The organism is Psychrobacter sp. APC 3426 (assembly GCF_030408035.1).
In the GTDB taxonomy this organism is placed as follows: Bacteria; Pseudomonadota; Gammaproteobacteria; order Pseudomonadales; family Moraxellaceae; genus Psychrobacter.
Genome location: NZ_JASDCF010000015.1, coordinates 43,713 through 65,560 on the forward strand (window position 1 = coordinate 43,713; position 21,848 = coordinate 65,560).

Sequence of the window (21,848 nt, forward strand, 5' to 3'; positions counted from 1 at the left end):
ATTTTTAATATTATCTTTATTTATAATAGTTTTAATTTCAAACCACTTTAAAACTATTGACCGAGATTGGTTTTCATAAATTCAAGCATGTTTTCCCAGCTTTGCTTGGCTGCGGTCTCATTATAACCAAGATCCACCTCGTTTTTAGCAGCGCGCTCATCGGCATGCGGATTGGTAAAGCCATGCTTAGCATTGTCGTACACATCGATAGTGTAATCGACATCAGCGGCGTCTAACTCAGACTTTAGACCTTCGATGGCATCCATCGACACCATTGAATCATCACGGCCATGAGCGACCAATACTTTGGCTTTGAAGTTTTTGTCTGCTGGCTGTTTTGCTGATGGGTTGCCGTGGAAAGTGGCGACTGCTTTTAATGGCATGCCTTCACGCGCCATATCGAGGACAACTTTACCACCAAAGCAATAGCCAATCGCTGCCAAGTTATCGCGATTAACGGCCAATTGGTCACCAAAATCGTTGAGGATTAAGCGGCAGCGATCCATCAGCATGTCTTGGTCTTCAAGTACTTGTGTCATCCACATATTTGCCATTGCTGCATCGCTGGTCAGTTTGCCTTCACCATAAACATCCATTGCTACAGCAGCATAGCCTGCTTCTGCCAGACGCTCAACCACCGATTTTGGGTGGTCGACCACGCCCCACCATTCTGGTGCGACCAAAATACCAGCGACTGGATTGTCATCTGATGCACTTTCTGGTAGCGCGACATAGCTGATAAGTTCAACGTTGTTTTCAGTAGTACTGATTAATTCAAAGGTCTTAATTGACATATTATTGTCCTTTTTTATGTTATGAGTTTTGTTTATAGCAAGGCGTTTTTCTTACTTTAACTACCTTAACGCTCATGTTAAGCAAAAACAGCTATAATACTGTAACCCTCTTTATCAAAATGTCTCTGTATAAAAATCGAACACAACACTATGACTATAAACTTGTTAAATAAATCTGCACCCAACTCAAAGTCTGACCCAGAGTTCGACTCAGAGGAGCAATTAACGATGAGCTTGTTTCCTGAAAGTCAAAATACCTCTAATGAGACCATACGTCCGCAGTTCTGGTCACGTTTTGCATTATCAGAGCTAAACCATAGCGAATGGGAAGCCTTATGTGACGGCTGTGGTAGCTGCTGTTTGATTAAGTATATTGATGAAGATGAGCATGGCGATGTGGACGAGGAGCTGGTCGAATATACCGATGTGACTTGTCAGCTGATGGACTGTGCGACGGGCTATTGTCAGCACTATGACACGCGGCAAGAACATGTGCCCGATTGTATTCAACTGACGATGGAGAATTTGCCGCAGATGATGTGGCTACCGTCGCACTGCGCTTATAAGCGCTTGTATAAAGGGCAGGATTTGCCAAGTTGGCATTTGTTATTAACGAGGAATGCAGTGGTGACCCAGCAACAAATGCGCGCTGCCAATATTGGCGTGGCAGGGCGCTGTGTCTCCGAGGTTGGTATGTCTGATGAAGAGATGGAGGAGCGAGTGGTGAATTGGGTTAATCCTTAGCATCAGCCGCCGCCTGTGCGCTACTTTCAGCCTCGGTTTTAGAATCCGCTAGGGGCGGCATAGGCATATCCTGACGAATCTGCTCAGAGAATTTGCGGCTATTCGTCGCGCTGTTTCCTGCCAGATTGTCAAAGCCGCGAACCTTTGGATTGATATGAGTGCGCTCGTACCACGTATCCATCGACCAAGGCTGCCCATCTTTTTCTCGATTGGCATCGAGCATACCAACGTCGTATAGATAGTTTGGTAGCCAGCCAGATACCCAAATCCGGTAATCCCATGGCAGACGGTCACCACTGACAATACGCGCCATATAAAAGATGATATTGGTACAGTTACTAATCAGCGTATTATACCAAGCGGGCTTGGCATTTAGCTCATCAGCAGCGGTTAGATAAGATTCAAATAAGGATTTGACCTCGTGCTGTTGTAGATGACTAACGGGAAATACATAAACTTGCTCACCACGCGCATTACTACGCGTGTAGATAATATCGCGCTCTTCTGCGGCAATCAGGCTGAGCTCATAACGTCTAAAAAACCCAGCAAGTGCAGAAAAAGACTCTCCTTCTTCTTTACGAATCTCAAACGAGAAGGCAAGGGGTCTATCATCTTCAAAGCGGAAGCTGACCAAAGTATGCGCAATCAACGGTCCCATCCAGTACGAGTTGGTGACATCGACACCAGACAGCTTGGACATATCGATGGTACGTGTGTCCCAATGCTCAGTCGCTTCTTCATTTGTATGCCAGTCAAAATTACGCACATTGGTGAGGGTAATCAAATCAGGGTTGGTCACATCGCGTTGATAAGAAACCTGTTGACTGACTTCAGGCATCCAGTCGCGCTGCTGCTTAGGTTCAATAGAAAAAAACCACCCAACACCGACAAACCAAATAGTAGCGTATAAGCCCATCAACCATTTGCTTGCTACTTTTTTACTGGTGTTTTTGCTTACTCTTGCGTGATTAATTGATTTATTATCTGATTGAATATGGCCTAATGTTTTAGCGTCTCTGGCCCCATAACGGTTAACAAGCAAAGCTGCCAGCACGCCAACAATGACAATGGTCGTCAGCCAAGTAATGAGCGAGCGCATGCCAAACTGATACCAGATTGCCATCAGTAACCAAATAGCAGATAGCAGCAAGGTTGTGATGATTAACACCTGTACAAGGTAATATCGCCATGTCCGCTTTTTATGATCATCAGTGGCTGTACCATTTTCTGCGCGATGGCTTTGTGAGTATGGCATGAGCAGGCGAGAGAAAAATGAGCGTAGTGACATAGTGTTTGTTATTGATAAATAAAGGCTTTGACCATAGCAAAGTTTATAACACACTGACAATACAATTTGAGTGAATTTGTCGTTGAATGTCAGTAAGGCTTGCGATAAAGTGAAGCTAATTTAGTCTGGTCTATTTATATTTATTATTTAACGCGGCATAATCCTAAAACGGCTGTTTTATTTGGTATTTTTATCCCCATCTACGTTTTTTGCTATTCTTATTGTTATTAACTAAAGAGGTTAAATCACATCACCATGTCTGACGACACTCCCAGCCCGAGTAGTTGGTCGATGCGCGGCTTAAAACGCTGGCTATCGACCGCCCCCGAAACCCGTGATGAACTGATTCGCTTGGTACAGGACTCGCGCCAGTTCTTAGAGCCTGATACCGTGGATATGCTCGAAGGTGTGCTGGATCTGCCTGCGACTCAAGTCCGCGAAATCATGACCCCGCGCCCGCAAGTCATTGGGCTGCATGAAAGCACCAGTCTTGCTGAAGTGATGGATATCATCTTAGAAACCACCCATTCGCGCTATCCGGTATTTGATAGCCAAGACGATGATGCGGTTATCGGCATCTTATTGGCAAAAGATTTGATTCCTATCCTTGTGCACATGGTGCGCGATCAAGAAGACAAAATCGATAGCAAACGTCTCAGAGACCTTGTCCGTCAGCCACTTTACATCAGTGAAACGGCACGTTCTGATACCTTGTTACGCTCACTGCAGCGCACCCAAGTGCATATGGCGATTGTCGTTGATGAGTTTGGTAACTTTGGCGGTGTGGTAACGATGGAAGATTTGCTCGAGGAAATCGTCGGTGATATCGTTGATGAGCATGATGATTTTGATGAAGACAGTGATATTAATAATATCGTCGCTGATCCTGAAAAGCCAAACACTTGGCGTGTGCAAGCGTCGACCGTGATTGAAGATTGTAATGATGAGCTTGGCACCCATTTTGATGATACCGATGTCGATACCATGGGTGGTTTGGTCATGCAAGCGCTTGGTTATGTAGGTGACCTAGAAGGTGAAAGTGTGTTGATAGATGATTGGCAAATCACGATTACCGATGTCGAAGGGCGCTTTATCCAAAACTTGGAGCTCACTAAAATCAACGCTGACCAGCAGATATTAATAGGCAGCCATTAATTTATTATTGCGCTTTTTATTATTGATTTCTAATAATTGCCTAGCAGGTTTCTCGGTTCAAGCTTCCTAATTCAAGATTATCAATGACAGTTATCAATAATCTTGTCATTTGATGTCTTAGAGAGCCATAAAAAAACACGATTGCGGTCGTGTTTTTTTGCGTTTTGCGCTGCGATTTTTGCTACGCAATTTTACCCATTGATTGATTTAGACTGGTATCATGGGCAGGTTTAATTTTTGCGTGCTATATCGTCATATGGTTGGCTATCAATTAAACGTTGAATGAGCCACTGATTGGATCACTCAATGTTCACGTTCTACATTATTGAATAATATGGTCTTGGATAACTGTTATGCGTCTGTCTACTGTTGATTTGCAAAAACGTCTGAACCCCGATAAGCCAAAGGGTTTACCTATGGTGCTGACTATATTGATTGCGTGGCTAGCAGGGGCAGTATTTATCTTTGCACTCGCACCCTATGGCGTTTGGCCGCTAGCATTGATATCGCCTGCTATATTGTATGCGCTATTGATGCCTGACATGAGTGGCAAGCGCGCCTTTCTTATCGGTCAAGCATATGGCACAGGTCTGTGGTGCGTGGGTGCATTTTGGCTTTATACCTCTATCCACGTCTACGGGGCGACGCCTGCTTGGCTGGCGCTGATTATGATAGCGCTAATGGGCTTAGGCATGGGTTTATTCCATGGCTTTTTGGCATTGATATTTAATCGGGTGGTCGGCAAGCAGCCTTTGTCATTTGCCGCGCTTTGGATACTGCAAGAGTGGATGAAAACGTGGTTGTTTACGGGTTTTCCGTGGTTGTTTATCGGCTATGCCTTTACCGAGCAGTATTGGTTGTCCTCATTAGCGCCGGTTGCTGGCGTGTTTGCTGTCTCCTTCGTAGCGGTATTATTGGCAGCCAGTTTAGTCGAGCTACTGCGTCGTCGCGGTGGTTATATGGTGGCTTCGATTGCACTATTGGTTGTCAGCACCTCATTGTGGCTGATCAATCCGCAGTGGACTAAACCAAAAGGCACGCCTGATTTATCGGTCTCATTGATTCAGGGTAATATTCCTCAAGACTTAAAATGGCTCACTGAATATCAAGTAGAAACCTTAAAAATCTATGCCACACTGACACGTACCGAGTGGGGACGTGATATTGTTTTGTGGCCTGAGTCGTCAATTCCGATGTTTCAGACAGATGCGATTGGCTTTATTAATGAAATGGTCAAGATGGCCAAAGCCACCAATACCACATGGGTGACGGGTATTCCTTATAAGGATGAAGCGGCATTCGATGAAACCAATGATAAGTATCCGCCATTCTATAATAGCGTGATTGCGTTGGGCGCAGATGCAGAAGGGCTTTATAAAAAGCAGCGCTTGGTACCGTTTGGCGAGTATATTCCGTTTGAAGGCTTACTCGATATTTTGCCAAACTTGGCAGGCAGTCAAGAGATTATGAGCTATAGTCGCGGTAGCGACAATCAGTCACCGCTGCGTGTACGTGGTCATAACCTAGGTGCGGCAGTATGTTATGAAGTTGCTTATCCTGATACCACCCGTAAAAATGCGATTGGTACGGACTTCTTATTAACCATCTCAAACGACGCTTGGTTTGGCACTTCAGCAGGTCCGCTGCAACATCTGCAAATGGTACAGATGCGCGCGCTTGAAAATGGCCGCTGGTTCATGCGAGCGACCAACACTGGTGTCACGGCTATCATAGATCACAAGGGTCGTATCGTTGAGCGGGCACCGCAGTTTGAACGCACGGTATTACGGGGTGATATTCAGGCGCGAGTTGGCAACACGCCATTCATGCGTTTTGGCAATTACCCTATTTTGTTTATCATAGCATTGTTACTTTTGCTCAGTTATCTTGGCAAACGCTCGACGACTAGGGCGCGGTTAGGCAAATAGCTTAACTCATGTCTAAGTTATCGATAAATATCAATGGTAAAAGTGAATAATAAAGCTTGTCGATAATAAATCTTTTAAATACTTAAGGGTTTTAACAAATCGGCATAAATTGCGATATAATAGGTCAATATTTCAAATATTTTGTGCAAGGTGGATAAGGTATGTCAGAAGGTATCGTTAATAACAATCCAAAAAAAGAGCTGTTATATTCTCTAGGTGGCACTGCCTTGTTTTTAGGTATTGTCCTGCTTATCGGTATTTCTGGATTTTTACGTCCAGCGGGCGAACATATTACGGCTGAGCCTACTGAGGCATCAGCCACCGCTGATGAAGCAGAAGCGATTGCTGCCGAAGATGCGAAGGTTACAGAAGATGCCGCACTTGTTGAAACAGCAGAAAGTGACGCAGCAGCGACTGATACTGCAGCTGATGCAACGGTCACGCCAGCGACAGACGCAGATAGTGCTGTGGTCACTGCAGAAGCCGGTACCGCAACCGCTTCTGGCACAGTCAGCCAAGCGGCAGTGGCAGATGCGGATTTAACCGCAGAGCAAGCAGATGGAGATTTGGAAGCCGGCGACGTTGCTGATGAAGCGGCTGTAGCACAATAAATTGGTTTGGTTGATTAGTCATTTTACCAATCTCATACTGTAAAGAATAATGCTAAAAGCTCGCTGCATTTAAAGTCTGAAAGGGCAGTGCTATTATTTATAGCTATCTAAAGCGCTCTCAGTCTCAGCATTGCCACTATTAATATTATTTCAATCATCAAAAACTCGCTCTCCGTTAATGGGTGCGGGTTTTTTTGTGGGTGTTTGTGTAATTATTAATGCTATCAATCTTTACTTGATTCATGACAGGTGAAACAATATTGCTCCTATATGACCGCTTATCGGAATAATTAGGGGTTTGGTCATCACTAAAGTGGTCTTTCAAGGAATAATGTTATGAGCAGAGAATCAGGTTCTGAGGTCAGCGCTGCTGAATTAGAGTCGCTAGACAATGCCTTTATGGGACATCCAAAGCCGCTGCGCCCGCTGTTTTTTACTGAGATGTGGGAGCGGTTTTCTTATTATAGTATTCGCCCGCTATTGGTCTTATTCATGGTGGCAACAGTAGGCAGCGGTGGTTTTGGTTTTGATGAAGTCACCGCATCTGCTATCTATGGTATCTTTGCTGGCTCACTATATTTAGCAGCGGTTCCAGGAGGCTGGTTGGCCGATAACTGGCTAGGTCAAGAGCGTGCTCTGTGGTGGGGTAGTATTATTATCGCCCTTGGACATTTATGTATTGCACTCTCCGCTATGTTTGGCATGACGCTGTTTTTTGTTGGTCTCATGTGCATTGTTATAGGTTCCGGACTATTTAAAACCTGTATCTCTGTGATGGTTGGTGCGTTATATGATGAAGGTGATGTACGCCGTGATAGTGGCTTTACCTTGTTCTACATGGGCATCAATATCGGCGCGTTATTAGCGGCGCTTATCGTTGGTATTTTCAAAGAAAAAGGCATGTGGCATGTCGGCTTTGGTGTCGGTGGTTTGGGCATGTTAGTATCATTGCTCATCTATCGTTTTTCTGCTCAAAAAACACTGACCCATTACGCGCAAGCAAAAGGCATCACTCCTGAGTGGGAACGCTCAAATGACCGTTATAAAAACATAGGTCGTTGGGTCGCTGGATTCTTAGCCTTATTAGTGGCAGTCGTCGTCTTAGTTTCAACAGGTATGATGCCGTTTCAGCCACAAATGGTGGCAGAGTACATGACCTATATCATCGCAGCTGTGGTGATACTGTACTTTGCCATTATGTTCATCTCACCTAGGCTTGATAAAACTGACAAGCTGCGTTTGTTGATTTGCTTCATTTTAATTATCGGCTCAACGCTGTTTTGGTCAAGCTTTGAGCAGCAGCCAACCTCTTTTAACTTGTTTGCTGATCGTTATACCGATTTGAATGTCTTTGGGTTTGAGATACCAAGTATTTGGTTCCAGTCATTGAACCCTTTATTCATTCTTTTATTGGCGCCAATCGTTAGCATTATTTGGGTTAAGCTTGGCAATAGAGGTATTGAGCCGAGTAGTATGGCAAAATTTGCTTTGGGAATGTTGCTTGCTGCCGCAGGCTTTGGCTTAATGATTGTGGCGTCTAAGAGCATTGTGACCAATGATACTGGTCTCGCTTCCCCTTTATGGTTGGTGGGTAGTTTGCTGCTACTGACACTTGGTGAGTTGGCACTGAGTCCTGTAGGTCTATCATCGATGACTAAGCTTGCGCCAAAAGGCATGCAAGGACAGATGATGGGGCTGTTCTTTGCTTCTTTGGCCATGGGTAACCTAGTTGCCGCATTCTTCGGTGGTAATGTCTCAGCTGACAAGATTGAAGGGTTGCCAACGTTGTTTACGACCATGACAGTATTTTTGGTGGTAACAGCAGTCGTCTTATTATTATTGGCGAAGCCTATCAATAATATGCTAGAAAAGAGTGAGCACGCTGACAAAGCAAGCTAGTTATTAGGATTAATGGAATTTTAATCAGTTGTTGACCAGTGCACCCCACCAGTCGATGACAGATGATGAGACGTGTTACCATGACTGGTAGCACGTTTTATTGTTTCACTTGGTGAGATATTTCTCCTAGACCATTGAAAGCGTACTTTCTGCCCAAACATCTAATGATGTTCTGCTTTAATAATACTCTACCAAAATAATAGTTGGTCTCATTTATATGGTATCTGACTATTTACGACATTTTAATTCTCAGTATTTGAATGTGGTTGATTGAAATTCAAATACAGATTGTTCAATGAATATTTAAAAATTTACCCGCTCAAATAAGACGACTAACCATAGTCGCCTCACGATAAAACTTTTCCAAAACTCATAAGGACACTTTTAATGAATAAACAAATCATTCATGACCGTATCGAGAGCTTACGTAAAAGCTTAGCTGCCCAAGACCTTACCGCAATTATTGTGCCATCTGCTGATCCGCATTTATCTGAGTATTTACCAGAATATTGGCAATCACGTTTGTGGTTGTCAGGGTTTACCGGTTCAGTCGGTACGCTCGTTGTTACGGCTGATTTTGCCGGCCTATGGACCGATAGTCGCTATTGGGTGCACGCCGCTGATCAGTTAGAAGGCACAGGTATCAGCTTAGAGAAGCTTGCTCCAAGCCAGCCAAACCATATTGATTGGCTTGCAGAGCATTTGCAAGAAGGTGATAGCGTAGCAGTCGATGGTAATGTGCTGTCTATCGCTGAGCAAGATAAATTACTAGACGCTTTTGATGCCAACGATATTACCTTAATTACTGAGCGTGATGTACTGACCGAGATATGGGCAGATCGTCCAGCGCTGCCATCAGCAAAGTTATATCAGCACGATGAGCAGTTCCTCGCACAGTCTGCTACCTCAAAGCTTGCTGCCGTGCGAGCAGGTATGGCCGACGCAGGTGCAACGCATCACCTGCTTTCAAGCTTAGATGATATTGCATGGTTGACCAATTTGCGCGGCGCTGATGTCGATTATAACCCAGTGTTTTTAGCGCATATGCTAATCAGTGATGACAAGGCAACATTGTTTGTTGATAATAATAAAGTCAGCGCTGACATTGAAAAAGCGCTAAAAGATAGCGGTATCACGCTTGCTGATTATGATGCAGTACAAGATGCATTGAGTGCGTTGACGCCAGAGGATTTATTGTTATTAGATCCAAGTAAAGTCGCAGTGGGTACGCTATCGAAAATGGCGGATGATGTGGGCTTTATCGAGCAAATGGCACCAAGTACGTTACTTAAATCTGTTAAATCTGACTCAGATATCGATCATGTACGTGAAGCAATGCGTCAAGATGGCGCTGCATTAAGTGAATTCTTTGCCACATTTGAGCAGCGTCTAGCAGATGGTGAGCGTTTAAGTGAGCTGGACGTTGATAGTATGCTGATTGAGGTGCGTAGTCAGCAGCCACATTATGTATCGCCAAGCTTTCCAACGATTGCAGGCTTTAATGAAAACGGTGCATTGCCGCATTACCGTGCGACGCCAGAAAAATTCAGCTACCTTGACGTCGCTGAGGGCGAAGGTGGATTATTGCTGATTGACTCAGGAGCCCAATATCAAAACGGTACCACCGATATCACTCGTGTGGTCGGTATTGGAAAAGTAAGCAGCGAGCACAAACGCGACTTTACCACGGTACTCAAAGCCCATATTGCTTTAGCGCGTGCAAGCTTCCCCGATGGTATTGCTTCACCACTCATTGATGCGATTTGCCGTGCGCCATTATGGCAAGCACAGATGGATTATGGTCATGGTACAGGGCATGGTGTTGGTTACTTCTTAAACGTTCATGAAGGCCCGCAAGTCATCGCTTATAGTGCCAGTACGCCAAAAGAGCGCGCGATGAAAGAAGGCATGATATCCAGTAATGAACCAGGTCTATACCGCGAAGGTAAGTGGGGTATTCGTATTGAAAACTTGGTGGTAAATATGCCAGTGGCGAGTCCGACTGAGACTGAGTTTGGTAAATTCTTAAACTTTGAAACCATCACTTACTGCCCAATTGATACCCGTTTGATTGAAGCTTCGTTGTTGGATCAAGTAGAGATAGATTGGTTAAACGACTACCATAGCCAAGTCTTTGCTGAGCTAAAAGGTCGCGTTGATGGTGCGGCACTTGAGTGGCTGACCGAGCGTACAAAAGCTATCTAAAGCTTGTATTTGGGAATACAGGTCCTTTCCTAAAATGGAAAAATCCCCGTAAATTATTTACGGGGATTTTTCCATTTTAGGAGACTCACTGCTAGAGATTTATGACTATCGGTTTATGAATGGATAGCAGTATTTAGCTTTTTTGCGATTCTTTGTTATTTCCTACTCTATTGTCAGTTAGATTTTGAGTCACTTCTGCACGTAACCAAGACTTTAGATTCTCAGACATCAGCATCATTTGTTCACTGAGGTAATCATCAATTTGCATTTCAAGCTCACGGATCAGCTCTTGATGTTCTTTGCTCAGGTCTGCATCTTTTAATGCCAGTTTAATGGTAGCACTGGCTTTATCATTGACCGCTTTGATGCTGTAGTCATCTTTAATATGCTTATCATCATTAATCGCATTACCACTAATGGTTTTATTTTCAGAGCTGGCGCTAGGGTCGTTATTAGCGTCAGCTTTTATGGCAGTCGATTGTTCAGGGGTCTGGGATTTACCAGCGTCTGAATTTTTAACATCAATCGTGTCATTAGCGTGAGCATTAATGGCTTTAGTATCAGAATCGCTTTTGTCCGCTGCTATTTGCTCATCTTTCTGTTGTTCTTTTTGTGCCGCTTCCGCTTCTTCACGTTGTCTGGTTTCTTCTTCTATCTTAGCCTCTGCTTTACGCTCGGCTTCTTCTGCCGCTTCTATTCTTTGTTGTTCTTCTAGGCGTTCTTTTTCAGCAGCAGCGCGCGCTTGGGCTTGTTTATCTGCGATGGCTTTGGCAATCGCTTGTTCCGCTTCATGATTCTCATAGAGATCGTCAAGATGCTCGTCTAAATCATGGGTGCTGAAAACAAAGCTTTCAAACGGCGTCTCTATTTGCAATAACGTGGTGATGTCTTTGAGTTCTTGGGTGATTGCCGCGCGTATAGGCTCAGGCGCACACGTCCAGCGCTGATAAAACTGATGGGAAAATGAGTAGCTTGACATGGTATCTTCCATAAATGTTCCAAAAATTACCCCTTATCATACGCAAGTACGATAAGGGGCTGCAAGTGGACAAACGTAGCGAATCTGACACCAAGGTTACAACGGCTAATAATGCAGGGTTTTTGGTGTTACTGATTAACTGGCCAACGGGCAAATATCAATGAGCCGTTGGTACCACCAAAGCCAAAGCTATTGGACACTGCATATTGTAGATTATCAACTTTACGTGATTGATGAGCGACATAATCGAGATTACAGTTGTCCTCGACGTTGTCTAAATTGATGGTTGGTGGTACATGCTGATGCTGTAGGGCAAGCACAGTAAATATCGCTTCGATACCCCCAGCGGCACCCAGTAAATGTCCCGTCATGGATTTGGTCGAGCTGACCAATATACTGTCTTTAACTGGCGCAAAGACGGTTTCAATCGCAATGGATTCGGCGACATCGCCAGCAGGGGTGCTGGTCCCATGAGCATTGACGTAGCCAACTGCAGCAGGCTCAATACCAGCATCGTTTAAAGCATTACGCATGGCTCGTGCTGCACCGCTACCATCTTCTGGTGGCGCGGTAATGTGGCTTGCATCATCACTCATACCAAAGCCAACCAGCTCAGCCAATATCGTCGCACCGCGCGCTTTAGCATGCGCAAGGCTTTCAAGCACGACGACCCCAGCACCATCACCTAGTACAAAACCATCACGGTCTTTATCAAACGGACGCGAGGCCTTGGTTGGCTCGTTATTGCGAGTGGAGAGCGCATGCATCGCCCCAAAACCTGATATACCAAGCGGGCTTGAGCCTTTTTCACTGCCACCCGCCAGCATGACATTGGCATCACCATAGGCAATCAAACGTGCGGCAAGCCCCATTGCATGGGTTGCGGTGGTGCAAGCTGTTGAGGTCGCAAGGTTTGGACCTTTCAAAGTGTGTTTAATCGCCACCAAACCTGCTGCCATATTGACGATAGAGCCTGGAATGATAAAGGGCGATACTTTGCCAGCGCCTTTTTCACGTAGGGTGTCACGGCTGTTTTCAATGGTTTGAATGCCACCAATGCCTGAACCCAAAATCACGCCAAAGCGCTCTTGGTCGACATTTTGCACAGGTGCATCAGCAGCGCTGACTTCGTTAATGAAGCCAGCGTTTTTTAAAGCCATGGCCGATGCTGCAACCGCATAATGCATAAATTCATCATAGCGGCGCGCGTCTTTGGCATTCATATATTGCTTGGCATCGAAATCTTTGACCACGCCAGCAATTTGCGCGCGATAGTCTGTTGCATCAAAATGGGTAATTGGTGCGATACCACTTTCACCATTAAGCAGGCTTGCCCACGAGCTTTCGACATCTAATCCCAAAGGCGTCACTGCGCCCATACCGGTCACCACCACGCGCATCTCATCAGAACGCTCGTAGTGCGGTGGCTTCTGTCTTTTCTCGCGCTTTGGATTTTGTACCTGTGTGACGGAATTGTTTGTCGCTTGCTCGGTAACTGAGTTGGTCGGTAAACTGCTGTGCTGGCTCATGTGCTATATCCTGTACTTACGGTCCTAAGAGGATGTCATTTCAGAAGCCATTATAAAACACATAAGTGTACGTATGTAAACTAAAATTTAACCAATTAATCAGGAATTAAGCAAAACAGACTTGTCCCAGTACCACGCCCTTACTTGCGCCAGTCACCGCTGGCAAGTTACCCGTTTCGCCCATTAGGGTCTGGCGTGCCAACCACGCAAAGGCGACGGCTTCGACCCAAGCGGGATTCAGCCCTAAGCTGGCAGTGGTTTCTACGTTGCAATGAGGCAAATGCGCCTGTAAGCGTGTCATTAAGTAGTCATTTAACGCACCGCCACCGCAGACGTAAACCGAGCTATTTTCTTTTGCATCAATAAACATATTGATTTGCATACTGGCACTCATAGCGGTCAATTCAGTGAGCGTTGCTTGTACATCCGCTGATGAATAGCGAATATGAGCAGAGGCTTGGTCAAATTTTTGCAGCTCACTCTGTAGCCATGCTAAGTTAAAGTCTTCACGGCCCGTGCTTTTTGGATAGGTTCGCGCAAAAAATGGATGTTCTATAATTTGATTAAGTAGCGGCTCAACGACTTGTCCTGACTGCGCCCATGCGCCACCAGCATCGTAACCTTTATCAGTATGCAAAGCTGTCCACGCATCTAATAATAAATTGGCAGGGCCAGTATCATAGCCAATTACCGGGCTCTCATCGGTTGGCAATACCGTGATATTGGCAATACCGCCCAAGTTTAATAACACTCGTGTGCTATCAGGTGTGGCAAATAAGGCTTGGTGAAAGGCAGGAACCAAGGGCGCTCCTTGCCCACCAACAGCCATATCGCGGCGGCGAAAATCACTGACCACACTAATGCCAGTACGCTCAGCGATGATGTTGGCATCGAGCAATTGCAAGCTAAAACCCATCTGCGGACGGTGGCGCACCGTTTGACCATGACAGCCAATCGCCAGCACCGACTCTACATCAGTATTGGACTGCTGCAATAAATTATTGACCACCTCGCTGGCAAATTCAGCGTATTCCTTACTGGCCCAGCCAAACCAGTCTAATTCGCTATTGGGTTCACCCACCGTTGGTGCTAACTCTTGCACACCATTAGGCTGACATAAAGCCAATAACACTTCACGCAGGCGCGGTGGGAAATCCTGACTACGAGTGGCTAACAGTCGCATGGGTTGTTGAGTGTTTTCTTCACCACCGAATTGACAAAGCACCGCATCCATACCATCTAAGCTGGTGCCAGACATCATGCCGACATATAAGCCATCATCGAAGTTTTCAAACACCGTTTGCTCAAGTGCATCGGTCAAGGTGGCATAATTTAAATCGTCAATATGTTCTAAACCATTATCTAAAGTATGGTCTACGTTTATAGTCGAATGAGTATTATCATTGGTATCAGCAATCGATGTAGGGTTGGTCATGGCAATTTACCTTAAAAAACGCTAGTATATCTGTCAAATTCTAACATCTTTTACCGGCTACGAAACTTTAATCCCATTCCCAAAACCAGAGTAGTGATAAACGAGTGTAAGTACTACATTTAGTAGGTAGTAGACTCAACGATTTTGACGCCGCTAACCCTATTTTTGTGCTTGGTATAAATAGCCTAAATGCGTTACCCCTTTAATAAAGACAATAAAGAGAGCATCATGAACACTCAAACCTACACCCTAGAAGAACAACTTGCCTTAATCCAACGCGGCACACAAGAAATCCTATCTGAAGAAGATTTGGTTAAGAAGTTGAAACTGAATCGCCCGCTACGTATCAAAGCAGGTTTTGATCCTACTGCGCCTGATCTGCATTTAGGTCATACGGTGCTGATTAATAAACTCAAGCATTTTCAAGATTTGGGTCATGAGATTTACTTTTTAATCGGTGACTATACTGCCAAGATTGGCGACCCTTCTGGCAAAAACAGCACCCGCCCGCCATTGACTGATGAGCAAATCAAAGTCAATGCGCAGACTTATGCTGAACAAGTTTTTAAAATTTTGGATAAAGAAAAAACCAAGATTGTCTTTAACTCCGAATGGTTCAAGGATATGTCAGCGGGCGATATGATTCAGCTTTCTAGTCAGTTGACTGTCTCGCGTATGCTTGAGCGCGATGATTTCTCTAAACGCTACGCGGCGCAAACACCAATTGCTATCCATGAGTTTTTATACCCATTGGTGCAAGGTTATGACTCTATCGCGCTAAAAGCCGACGTCGAGCTTGGCGGTACTGACCAAACCTTTAACATCCTGATGGGACGCACCCTGCAAGGTCGTTATGGCCAAGAGCCACAAGTTTGTATCACCGTGCCAATCTTAGAAGGGCTAGACGGTGTTAATAAAATGTCTAAGTCTCTTGGTAACTATGTCGGCATTTACGATGCACCGGGCACCATGTATCAAAAACTGCTGTCGATGCCAGATACTTTAATCCGTCGTTACTTTGAATTTCTAAGCTTTAAGCCGATGGAAGAAGTTGAAGCGTTAATGGCAGAAATGGAAAACGGTCGCAACCCACAAGAAATCAAACGTATTCTTGCTGAAGAATTAATCGAGCGTTTCCATGATGCGGACGCTGCTGCTAATGCGCACAAATCAGCGGGTAACGTATTAGCTGATGGCGAATTGCCAGTCGATTTACCAGAAGTGACGTTAGAGTTAGAAGGGCAGGACGCATTATTTATCACGCAAATCCTAAATCAAGCAGAGCTTGCCAAAAACAGCTCATCGGCTAAAGATATGATCAAGCGTGGCGCGGTAAAAGTAGACGGCGAAGTCGTCGATGCAGGCTTTAGCTTAACCTCTGGTCAGACAGTGGTTATCCAAGCAGGCAAGAAAGCGTATGCGAAAGTGACGGTTGCTTAATAAGTGACTGGGACAAGCTATTGGTATTAAAAGTAAGGTCGACATTGATTGTCGACCTTACTTATTTTGCGATATGAATATACTTCTGCAGTATATAATTCGTACATTTATAATAAAATTTAGGATTTGAAAATGACTCAAGCCATTCCCCAAGGCATTTACCGCCATTATAAAGGCAGCCTTTATCAAGTACTGCATACGGCTCAGCATTCAGAAACAGAAGAACTGCTAGTGGTTTACCGTTGCCTATACGGTGAGTATGGCGTGTGGGTACGACCATTAGCGATGTTTACTGAAACTGTTGAAGTTGATGGTAAAGAAGTACCACGGTTTGAATTGATTAAAGCGCTCGTGGATTAATTTAAAATACTAGGTAACTTATAGATGCAACTGCATAAAAATAAAAATGTACCTTTGTTATGGCAGCTATCAGTACTTATAGTCCAGTTCGTTATTTAGTTATTTATCAATTGGTTAGATGTTTATCTTAATCAAAAACCGCCTGTTTCATCATCAGATAAGCTTTTTTGGGTAGTCATCGTTCCTATTACTTGGCTTGTCTATACGCTCATGTCTTATCATTATTCTCATAAGCTCTTGCGGGCAGTTCTCCAAGGATTACTACAGACGCTGGTTTCTTATGCCATCGTCATTGCTAGCGTACTAGCTTTTTATACATGGACTGGCGGCTCATTTTGAGAATTCGTTAATGTTTGATTCTTAGCTTACGCTTCTAAAAACCCTTTTAATACTTTATAAAATCCAACAGGCTCATCCATTGGTATCGCATGACCTGAGCGCGGCAACAGCACTTCAGTGGCATTAGGTAACATCTGGGTGGTTTTTTGCTGCCACTTAGCATCATATAGCTTAGAGCGCCCGCCAATCAGATTAACCACCGGAATGGTCACCCGCTCTAAAGCGCCGCGAAAGTCATAGGGCAATGTTAAATAAGCTTGTAAACAGCGCATCTTATGATGCCAAATACTATGATCATAAAGCGCAAGTTTGGGGTCATTCTTGTAGGTCATTACTTGTATAAAGGCTTTTGAGCGTGTGCGGTTGACGGATAATAGAGAAAACAGTCGTTCAACGTCCGTTGCTCGGCGTTTCAGGGCAAAAGGCAGATGAGTAAAGCTTTCCATATTAGCATAAGGTAAGGTCCTATCAATCACCTCATGAAAAATATCAAACACCTCCTGCTGCCGCGATCCAAACAAGCCACCTTGCCAGTCAGACTGGTTGTGGATAGCAGGACTTTGGTCAATATTTAAATAACGGCTGACTCTTGCGCTGCCATAACGCTCAAAATACGCCCACATCACTTGCGCACCCATCGAGATGGCGGCAACTGGCAAGGATTCTATATTGCGCGCCAGGCAAATTTGCTCAATGACGGCACTGATATCATCGGCATACTGACGCACAAAATCAAACTGGGTCAGCTTGATGTCTTTTGCCGCGCCAAATCCTCTCAGATGCGGCAGATAAAATGCATATTTGCCAACCAAAGGAAAAATAAATGGTAAAAACTCACGTGCATCCATGCCATAAGCGTGTAGCAGCAGCACAGGTTTACCATTGCCTATGACAGATACGGGTAGCAATGTACCGTCAGTCAAAGTGATATCAATCATTTTCAGCTGATAATTAGCAGGCAAGTTAATTAGGTTTTTCTTCATAAGGCGATAACCTTTATTTATTAAGCAGCTTTATAAAGCCATTTTAGCTAAAACTCGTTATCGTAAAAGTAAATAATGTCATTAATGAAAGGCTGCTATATTAAAGCAGGTCATTAACCATAGCATACAATCTGTTGAGTTTTTAAAGTGGCGGAGCGGTATACATAGCTATTGTGATGCGCGGTGACCAGTCAAATCATACTTCAGCAACGCATACGGCACTCGTAACATTTATCACTAGAGCAAGTATTGATTTTAGACTTTCAAAAGGTGTGCTTGGCTAGGGCGTGTTGAACATTGGGAATAAAACGATGGCAAAAAAATAGCAAACGGTTAGTCTTTAAGTTCTCACACAAAAAAGACATCGTTTGCTATGCCTCGTACAATGCTCAAAGATCAACACTGGACAAGACTAAGACCTATACTACTAGAACTTAATATCTATGACAAAGGGAATCTTAGACAGACGGTCGAAGGCGTATTATATCGTATGCGTGTTGGCTGTCCTTGGCGTGATCTGCCACCATGCTTTGGCAAGCCTAACACTGTCTACAAAGCTTATCAGCGCTGGTTTCGTAGCAATAAACTGATTGCACTGTTTGCTTTATTAATTAAAGACGAAGACTGTGAATGGGTATTTATTGATGGCACGCACGTTAAAGCACATCAACACAGTAATGGTAGCAATGAGGTCGAACAAGCCATTAGTAAAAGTGTGGCAGGACGCGCCACCAAGATTCATTTAGCGGTTGATGCTCACGGCAACCCTATTACTTTTATCTTATCAGATGGTACGACTCACGATGTAAAGGTGGCTCCAGACTTAGTTGATAAGATTAATTTAAGTGGTACAGACAGGCTATGTGCCGATAAGGGCTATGATTCTGATCCGCTGCGAGCGCATATTGAACAAGCGGGTTGCTTCAATAATATTCCTCGAAAACAGAATACTAAGTCCACCAATAACCATATGGACTGGCACTTGTACAAGGCTCGACACTTAGTTGAAAATGCTTTTGCTAAGTTGAAAAACTACCGGGCGGTTGCAACTAGATTTGATAAGCTCAAGCAAAGTTATGAGAATACGGTGGCTCTCGCTTGTGCCTATCTTTGGTTGAAACTTTGAATGTTCAACACGCCCTAATGAAAAAAATATCATCGCCAAAAAAAGAAGCAATATAGAGGAATCTATATTGCTTCGGTCTTATGAATTACATTAATGAGCCAAACGGTTGGCTAAACCTTTAAGAGTCTTGCTTCGCAATCGTTAGACCATTATAGGTTTGTGCCACCGGCATGACCTCTAAACGATTGACGTTAATATGGGCAGGCGATTCAATCAACCATAACAAAATATCGCCAATATCGTCACCGGTCATGGTTTTAAAGCCATCATAAACTTGAGCAGCCTTATCATCATCACCATGATAGCGCACGTTTGAAAACTCAGTGTCCGCCACATTACCCGGTTCAAGGTTGGTCACGCGCACTTGCGTGCCTATTAAATCCGCGCGCAAGTTTAAGCTAAATTGTTTAACAAAAGCTTTGGTCGCGCCATAAACATTACCACCAAAGTAAGGCCAGCTACCAGCAATCGAACCAACATTAATGATATAACCACTATCGCGGGCGACCATCGCTGGCAAGACTGCATGGGTGAGCGCCATCAACCCTTTAATATTGGTATCGGTCATACGCATCCAGTCATCGAGACTGGCGTTGTGTGCAGGCTCTGTACCTAAGGCTAATCCAGCATTATTCACCAAGACATCAATTTGCTTAAAATCAGCAGGCAAGTCAGCAATGATTTGCGGGATAGACGCCGTGTCACTGACATCCATGACCACAGGTAAAAATGTCTCGCCCAACGTATCTGCCAAAGCATTTAGTTTGTCTAAACGTCTGGCACAGCCAATCACACGGTGACCATTGGCAACCAAGCGCTCAGCTAATGCTTTACCGAAACCAGCGCTTGCGCCTGTAATCAATACGTTCATCTTATATCCTTATCATTGATGTTCTGTACACATTTCAAATGGTTTTATAATGCCGGCTTGCCACGGTTTATGAGCGTTGTCTTATTTGTTAAACAACTGCTTACCAAAGATTTTATCGCCCGCATCACCAAGACCTGGAATGATATAACCGTGCTCATCCAAATGACTGTCTAGTGCGGCGGTATAAATAGTGACGTCAGGATGCGCTTCATTGACTACGCGTACACCTTCAGGTGCCGCAACCAATACCAATGCTTTGATATTGGTGCAGCCATTTTTCTTTAGCATCTCGATGGTCGCAACCATTGAGCCGCCAGTCGCTAACATTGGGTCAATGATAAGGGCTGGGCGTTTGTCCATATGACTGACAAACTTTTCAAAGAACGGTACTGGCTGCAAAGTTTCTTCATCGCGCTGTAAACCGACGACAGAGATTTTTGCGGTAGGAATCAAATCGAGCACGCCGTCGAGCATGCCAATACCGGCACGTAAGATCGGTACAATCGTTGCGGTCTTACCGATGATTTGCTCACCCGTGATTTCACCACACCAGCCTTCCATCGGGAAGGTTTCAATTTCAAAATCACGGCTCGCTTCATACGCCATCAAGCGCGCAAGCTCTTTGGTTAATGTACGAAACTTATAAGTGCTACAGTCTTTTTCGCGCATGAGACTGAGTTTATGACGGACTAACGGGTGATCGATAATGGTGATTTTTAAGTCGCTCATAAGTATTCTCTTGGTTTTTGGTCTGATGCTTGCGCAGTTCTGCGGTTGCCATTAGTATAAAAGATACAAACACTTACTGCACTTCAACCCTATATTTAGCCCATCAATAGTAAGCTTAATGCTTTAATAAAAGTAAGCCAAAGGCATCTATAACGAGATTGGTTTTATTTAAGCCGACTATGTTTGACTATAATAGCGCTCTGATAAAGGAAGCAGTGTTTAGGCTTACTATGATAGCAAAAAAACCGCTTTTCTGATGAAGAATCTTATGACTATAAAACCAACTAACCCACATGATAGTACTCAAAATGAATAATAACTCGATATCGTCCGAAGCCCGCACCGCAGAAATAGAAACCCATCCGTTCGGTCCAGTATTACCGCCCGAGGCCACCGTGATGATGATGGGCACTTTTCCACCAACCGCTGACAAATGGGCGATGAGTTTCCATTATCCTAACTTTTATAACGATATGTGGCGTATCTATGGCAGTGTGTTTTTTGATGATATTAATCATTTCAGAGTAGGTGATGAAAATCGCTTTGACCCTGAGCGTATTCGCGCCTTCATGTTTGAGCGTGGTATCGCTTCTTGTCCAACAGTCAATCAAGCCATTCGTGAAACGGGTAATGCCTCAGATAAAAACTTAACCGTTGTCACACCCGTTGATTTAGATAGTATCTTGCCGCAAGTGCCAAAGGTTGAAACCTTATTTACCACAGGTGGTAAAGCGACAGAAGTATTGCTCAATTTATTAGCTAAGCCGCCTGCTAAGTCCAAGTACCCGAAGACCAATCAAAGTATGGCTTATCCTTATGAGTGGCAGAGTGACAATAATAAAAAAGCTAGTGTGAATAATCTTACCTTATATAGACTGCCTTCTACCTCGCGTGCTTATCCACTAGCCTTAGATAAGAAAGTGGCTGCCTATAAAGACTTCTTTAAAAAGATAGGTAAGCTATAAAAGTGTCATATATAGCAGACAACTATATATAAGCAATAAGCGGTCTTAAATAAAAAAGGCTGACTATCATTAAAGGTAAAACTATTTTTAATCCTAACTGACTGATAAATAGAGGGTATTGATAGTGAGGCCGGATAATCGCTGAAATAGCCAACAAACCCCCTTGACCCTCACCCTAAAGCGCGTATAATGCCACCCAGTCGAAAGGGAAGGCTTACTGGAGCGGATTACTAATAGCGAGTATTAAGCAAGCTACTGATTAATCATCCAGCCCAGCTAAATCATTTTAGATTAATTCATTTTAAAATAAAATAAAATACCTCTTGACTTAACCATTTAAACGTCTATAATACGCACCTCATTAAGACGAACCGGAATCATTTATATGTGAATTTACATATAACAAACCTGGCTAACTTATTGAAACAAATTATAAAAAAGCTTGACAAACCTAATCTTTATGATATG

18 protein-coding genes are annotated in these 21,848 nt (G+C 44.0%); 10 read left to right on the forward strand and 8 right to left on the reverse strand.

Translation table 11 applies throughout. From position 1 onward, the window contains the following. Nucleotides 1-53 precede the first annotated feature (53 nt). Nucleotides 54-794 carry a dienelactone hydrolase family protein gene (locus tag QL919_RS08900; protein ID WP_290189192.1) on the reverse strand — a complete coding sequence of 247 codons (741 nt, stop codon included), beginning with the start codon at nt 792-794 and terminating at the stop codon, nt 54-56. A gap of 228 nt (nt 795-1,022) precedes the next feature. Between QL919_RS08900 and QL919_RS08905 the strand changes: the two genes are divergently transcribed. Further along, nucleotides 1,023-1,538 (forward strand): YcgN family cysteine cluster protein, encoded by a 516-nt coding sequence (locus QL919_RS08905; protein ID WP_290189208.1) that lies wholly within the window; start codon nt 1,023-1,025, stop codon nt 1,536-1,538. Here the strand turns inward: QL919_RS08905 and QL919_RS08910 are convergent. Beyond that, on the reverse strand, nt 1,528-2,826 hold the full coding sequence (locus QL919_RS08910) for a DUF4105 domain-containing protein (RefSeq protein ID WP_290189193.1): 1,299 nt from the start codon (nt 2,824-2,826) through the stop codon (nt 1,528-1,530). The two genes, QL919_RS08905 and QL919_RS08910, sit on opposite strands and share 11 nt — an antisense overlap. 255 nt (nt 2,827-3,081) lie before the next feature. Here QL919_RS08910 and QL919_RS08915 point away from each other — a divergent pair, with 255 nt between their 5' ends. The 5 genes from QL919_RS08915 (at nt 3,082) to QL919_RS08935 (ending at nt 10,624) form a co-directional block, all read left to right on the forward strand. Beyond that, nucleotides 3,082-3,981, forward strand: a complete 900-nt coding sequence (locus QL919_RS08915; protein ID WP_290189194.1) for a transporter associated domain-containing protein — start codon at nt 3,082-3,084, stop codon at nt 3,979-3,981. 353 nt (nt 3,982-4,334) lie between these two features. Next, entirely contained in the window at nt 4,335-5,909 is a 1,575-nt protein-coding gene (lnt, locus tag QL919_RS08920; RefSeq protein WP_290189195.1) for an apolipoprotein N-acyltransferase, read from the forward strand. A gap of 161 nt (nt 5,910-6,070) precedes the next feature. After that, entirely contained in the window at nt 6,071-6,520 is a 450-nt protein-coding gene (locus QL919_RS08925; protein ID WP_290189196.1) for a hypothetical protein, read from the forward strand. A gap of 336 nt (nt 6,521-6,856) precedes the next feature. Next, nucleotides 6,857-8,419, forward strand: coding sequence for a peptide MFS transporter (locus QL919_RS08930; RefSeq protein ID WP_290189197.1), 1,563 nt, complete (start codon nt 6,857-6,859; stop codon nt 8,417-8,419). Nucleotides 8,420-8,806: 387 nt separating this feature from the next. After that, nucleotides 8,807-10,624 carry an aminopeptidase P family protein gene (locus tag QL919_RS08935; protein WP_290189198.1) on the forward strand — a complete coding sequence of 606 codons (1,818 nt, stop codon included), beginning with the start codon at nt 8,807-8,809 and terminating at the stop codon, nt 10,622-10,624. A 133-nt stretch (nt 10,625-10,757) separates the two neighbouring features. On the opposite strand, the gene QL919_RS08940 is transcribed toward QL919_RS08935, so the two are convergent. The 3 genes from QL919_RS08940 to QL919_RS08950 form a co-directional block, all read right to left on the reverse strand. Next, the gene (locus tag QL919_RS08940) at nt 10,758-11,615 is read right to left on the reverse strand and encodes a hypothetical protein (RefSeq protein WP_290189199.1); all 858 of its coding nucleotides are present in this window, start codon (nt 11,613-11,615) and stop codon (nt 10,758-10,760) included. Between the two features lie 116 nt (nt 11,616-11,731). Further along, nucleotides 11,732-13,003: a beta-ketoacyl-ACP synthase II gene (gene fabF / locus QL919_RS08945; protein WP_290189209.1), complete on the reverse strand. Its 1,272-nt coding sequence runs from the start codon at nt 13,001-13,003 to the stop codon at nt 11,732-11,734. 235 nt (nt 13,004-13,238) lie between these two features. Next, nucleotides 13,239-14,567, reverse strand: coding sequence for an anhydro-N-acetylmuramic acid kinase (locus tag QL919_RS08950; protein WP_290189200.1), 1,329 nt, complete (start codon nt 14,565-14,567; stop codon nt 13,239-13,241). A gap of 228 nt (nt 14,568-14,795) precedes the next feature. Here QL919_RS08950 and tyrS point away from each other — a divergent pair, with 228 nt between their 5' ends. Beyond that, nucleotides 14,796-16,007 carry a tyrosine--tRNA ligase gene (tyrS, locus tag QL919_RS08955; protein WP_290189201.1) on the forward strand — a complete coding sequence of 404 codons (1,212 nt, stop codon included), beginning with the start codon at nt 14,796-14,798 and terminating at the stop codon, nt 16,005-16,007. 132 nt (nt 16,008-16,139) lie between these two features. Next, the gene (locus QL919_RS08960) at nt 16,140-16,367 is read left to right on the forward strand and encodes a DUF1653 domain-containing protein (protein ID WP_290189202.1); all 228 of its coding nucleotides are present in this window, start codon (nt 16,140-16,142) and stop codon (nt 16,365-16,367) included. A 365-nt stretch (nt 16,368-16,732) separates the two neighbouring features. Here QL919_RS08960 and QL919_RS08965 read toward each other — a convergent pair whose 3' ends face one another. Then, complete coding sequence (locus tag QL919_RS08965; protein WP_290189203.1) at nt 16,733-17,689, reverse strand: alpha/beta hydrolase; 957 nt, start codon at nt 17,687-17,689, stop codon at nt 16,733-16,735. 373 nt (nt 17,690-18,062) lie between these two features. Here QL919_RS08965 and QL919_RS08970 point away from each other — a divergent pair, with 373 nt between their 5' ends. Further along, nucleotides 18,063-18,815 carry an IS5 family transposase gene (locus tag QL919_RS08970; protein ID WP_290189204.1) on the forward strand — a complete coding sequence of 251 codons (753 nt, stop codon included), beginning with the start codon at nt 18,063-18,065 and terminating at the stop codon, nt 18,813-18,815. 118 nt (nt 18,816-18,933) lie between these two features. Here QL919_RS08970 and QL919_RS08975 read toward each other — a convergent pair whose 3' ends face one another. Both QL919_RS08975 and upp read right to left on the reverse strand, forming a co-directional pair. Then, the gene (locus QL919_RS08975; protein WP_290189205.1) at nt 18,934-19,686 is read right to left on the reverse strand and encodes an SDR family NAD(P)-dependent oxidoreductase; all 753 of its coding nucleotides are present in this window, start codon (nt 19,684-19,686) and stop codon (nt 18,934-18,936) included. Nucleotides 19,687-19,767: 81 nt separating this feature from the next. Further along, the gene (gene upp / locus QL919_RS08980) at nt 19,768-20,415 is read right to left on the reverse strand and encodes a uracil phosphoribosyltransferase (RefSeq protein WP_290189206.1); all 648 of its coding nucleotides are present in this window, start codon (nt 20,413-20,415) and stop codon (nt 19,768-19,770) included. A 308-nt stretch (nt 20,416-20,723) separates the two neighbouring features. On the opposite strand from upp, the gene QL919_RS08985 reads away from it, so the two are divergent. Beyond that, nucleotides 20,724-21,380 carry a DNA glycosylase gene (locus QL919_RS08985; RefSeq protein ID WP_290189207.1) on the forward strand — a complete coding sequence of 219 codons (657 nt, stop codon included), beginning with the start codon at nt 20,724-20,726 and terminating at the stop codon, nt 21,378-21,380. Nucleotides 21,381-21,848 lie beyond the last annotated feature (468 nt).

Excerpts from the sequence above, each read along its gene's own strand:
- QL919_RS08900 (WP_290189192.1), bottom strand. The coding sequence starts at position 794 with ATGTCAATTAAGACCTTTGAATTAATCAGTACTACTGAAAACAACGTT.
- QL919_RS08905 (WP_290189208.1), top strand. The coding sequence starts at position 1,023 with ATGAGCTTGTTTCCTGAAAGTCAAAATACCTCTAATGAGACCATACGT.
- QL919_RS08910 (WP_290189193.1), bottom strand. The coding sequence starts at position 2,826 with ATGTCACTACGCTCATTTTTCTCTCGCCTGCTCATGCCATACTCACAA.
- QL919_RS08915 (WP_290189194.1), top strand. The coding sequence starts at position 3,082 with ATGTCTGACGACACTCCCAGCCCGAGTAGTTGGTCGATGCGCGGCTTA.
- lnt (WP_290189195.1), top strand. The coding sequence starts at position 4,335 with ATGCGTCTGTCTACTGTTGATTTGCAAAAACGTCTGAACCCCGATAAG.
- QL919_RS08925 (WP_290189196.1), top strand. The coding sequence starts at position 6,071 with ATGTCAGAAGGTATCGTTAATAACAATCCAAAAAAAGAGCTGTTATAT.
- QL919_RS08930 (WP_290189197.1), top strand. The coding sequence starts at position 6,857 with ATGAGCAGAGAATCAGGTTCTGAGGTCAGCGCTGCTGAATTAGAGTCG.
- QL919_RS08935 (WP_290189198.1), top strand. The coding sequence starts at position 8,807 with ATGAATAAACAAATCATTCATGACCGTATCGAGAGCTTACGTAAAAGC.
- QL919_RS08940 (WP_290189199.1), bottom strand. The coding sequence starts at position 11,615 with ATGGAAGATACCATGTCAAGCTACTCATTTTCCCATCAGTTTTATCAG.
- fabF (WP_290189209.1), bottom strand. The coding sequence starts at position 13,003 with ATGCGCGTGGTGGTGACCGGTATGGGCGCAGTGACGCCTTTGGGATTA.
- QL919_RS08950 (WP_290189200.1), bottom strand. The coding sequence starts at position 14,567 with ATGACCAACCCTACATCGATTGCTGATACCAATGATAATACTCATTCG.
- tyrS (WP_290189201.1), top strand. The coding sequence starts at position 14,796 with ATGAACACTCAAACCTACACCCTAGAAGAACAACTTGCCTTAATCCAA.
- QL919_RS08960 (WP_290189202.1), top strand. The coding sequence starts at position 16,140 with ATGACTCAAGCCATTCCCCAAGGCATTTACCGCCATTATAAAGGCAGC.
- QL919_RS08965 (WP_290189203.1), bottom strand. The coding sequence starts at position 17,689 with ATGAAGAAAAACCTAATTAACTTGCCTGCTAATTATCAGCTGAAAATG.
- QL919_RS08970 (WP_290189204.1), top strand. The coding sequence starts at position 18,063 with ATGCCTCGTACAATGCTCAAAGATCAACACTGGACAAGACTAAGACCT.
- QL919_RS08975 (WP_290189205.1), bottom strand. The coding sequence starts at position 19,686 with ATGAACGTATTGATTACAGGCGCAAGCGCTGGTTTCGGTAAAGCATTA.
- upp (WP_290189206.1), bottom strand. The coding sequence starts at position 20,415 with ATGAGCGACTTAAAAATCACCATTATCGATCACCCGTTAGTCCGTCAT.
- QL919_RS08985 (WP_290189207.1), top strand. The coding sequence starts at position 20,724 with ATGAATAATAACTCGATATCGTCCGAAGCCCGCACCGCAGAAATAGAA.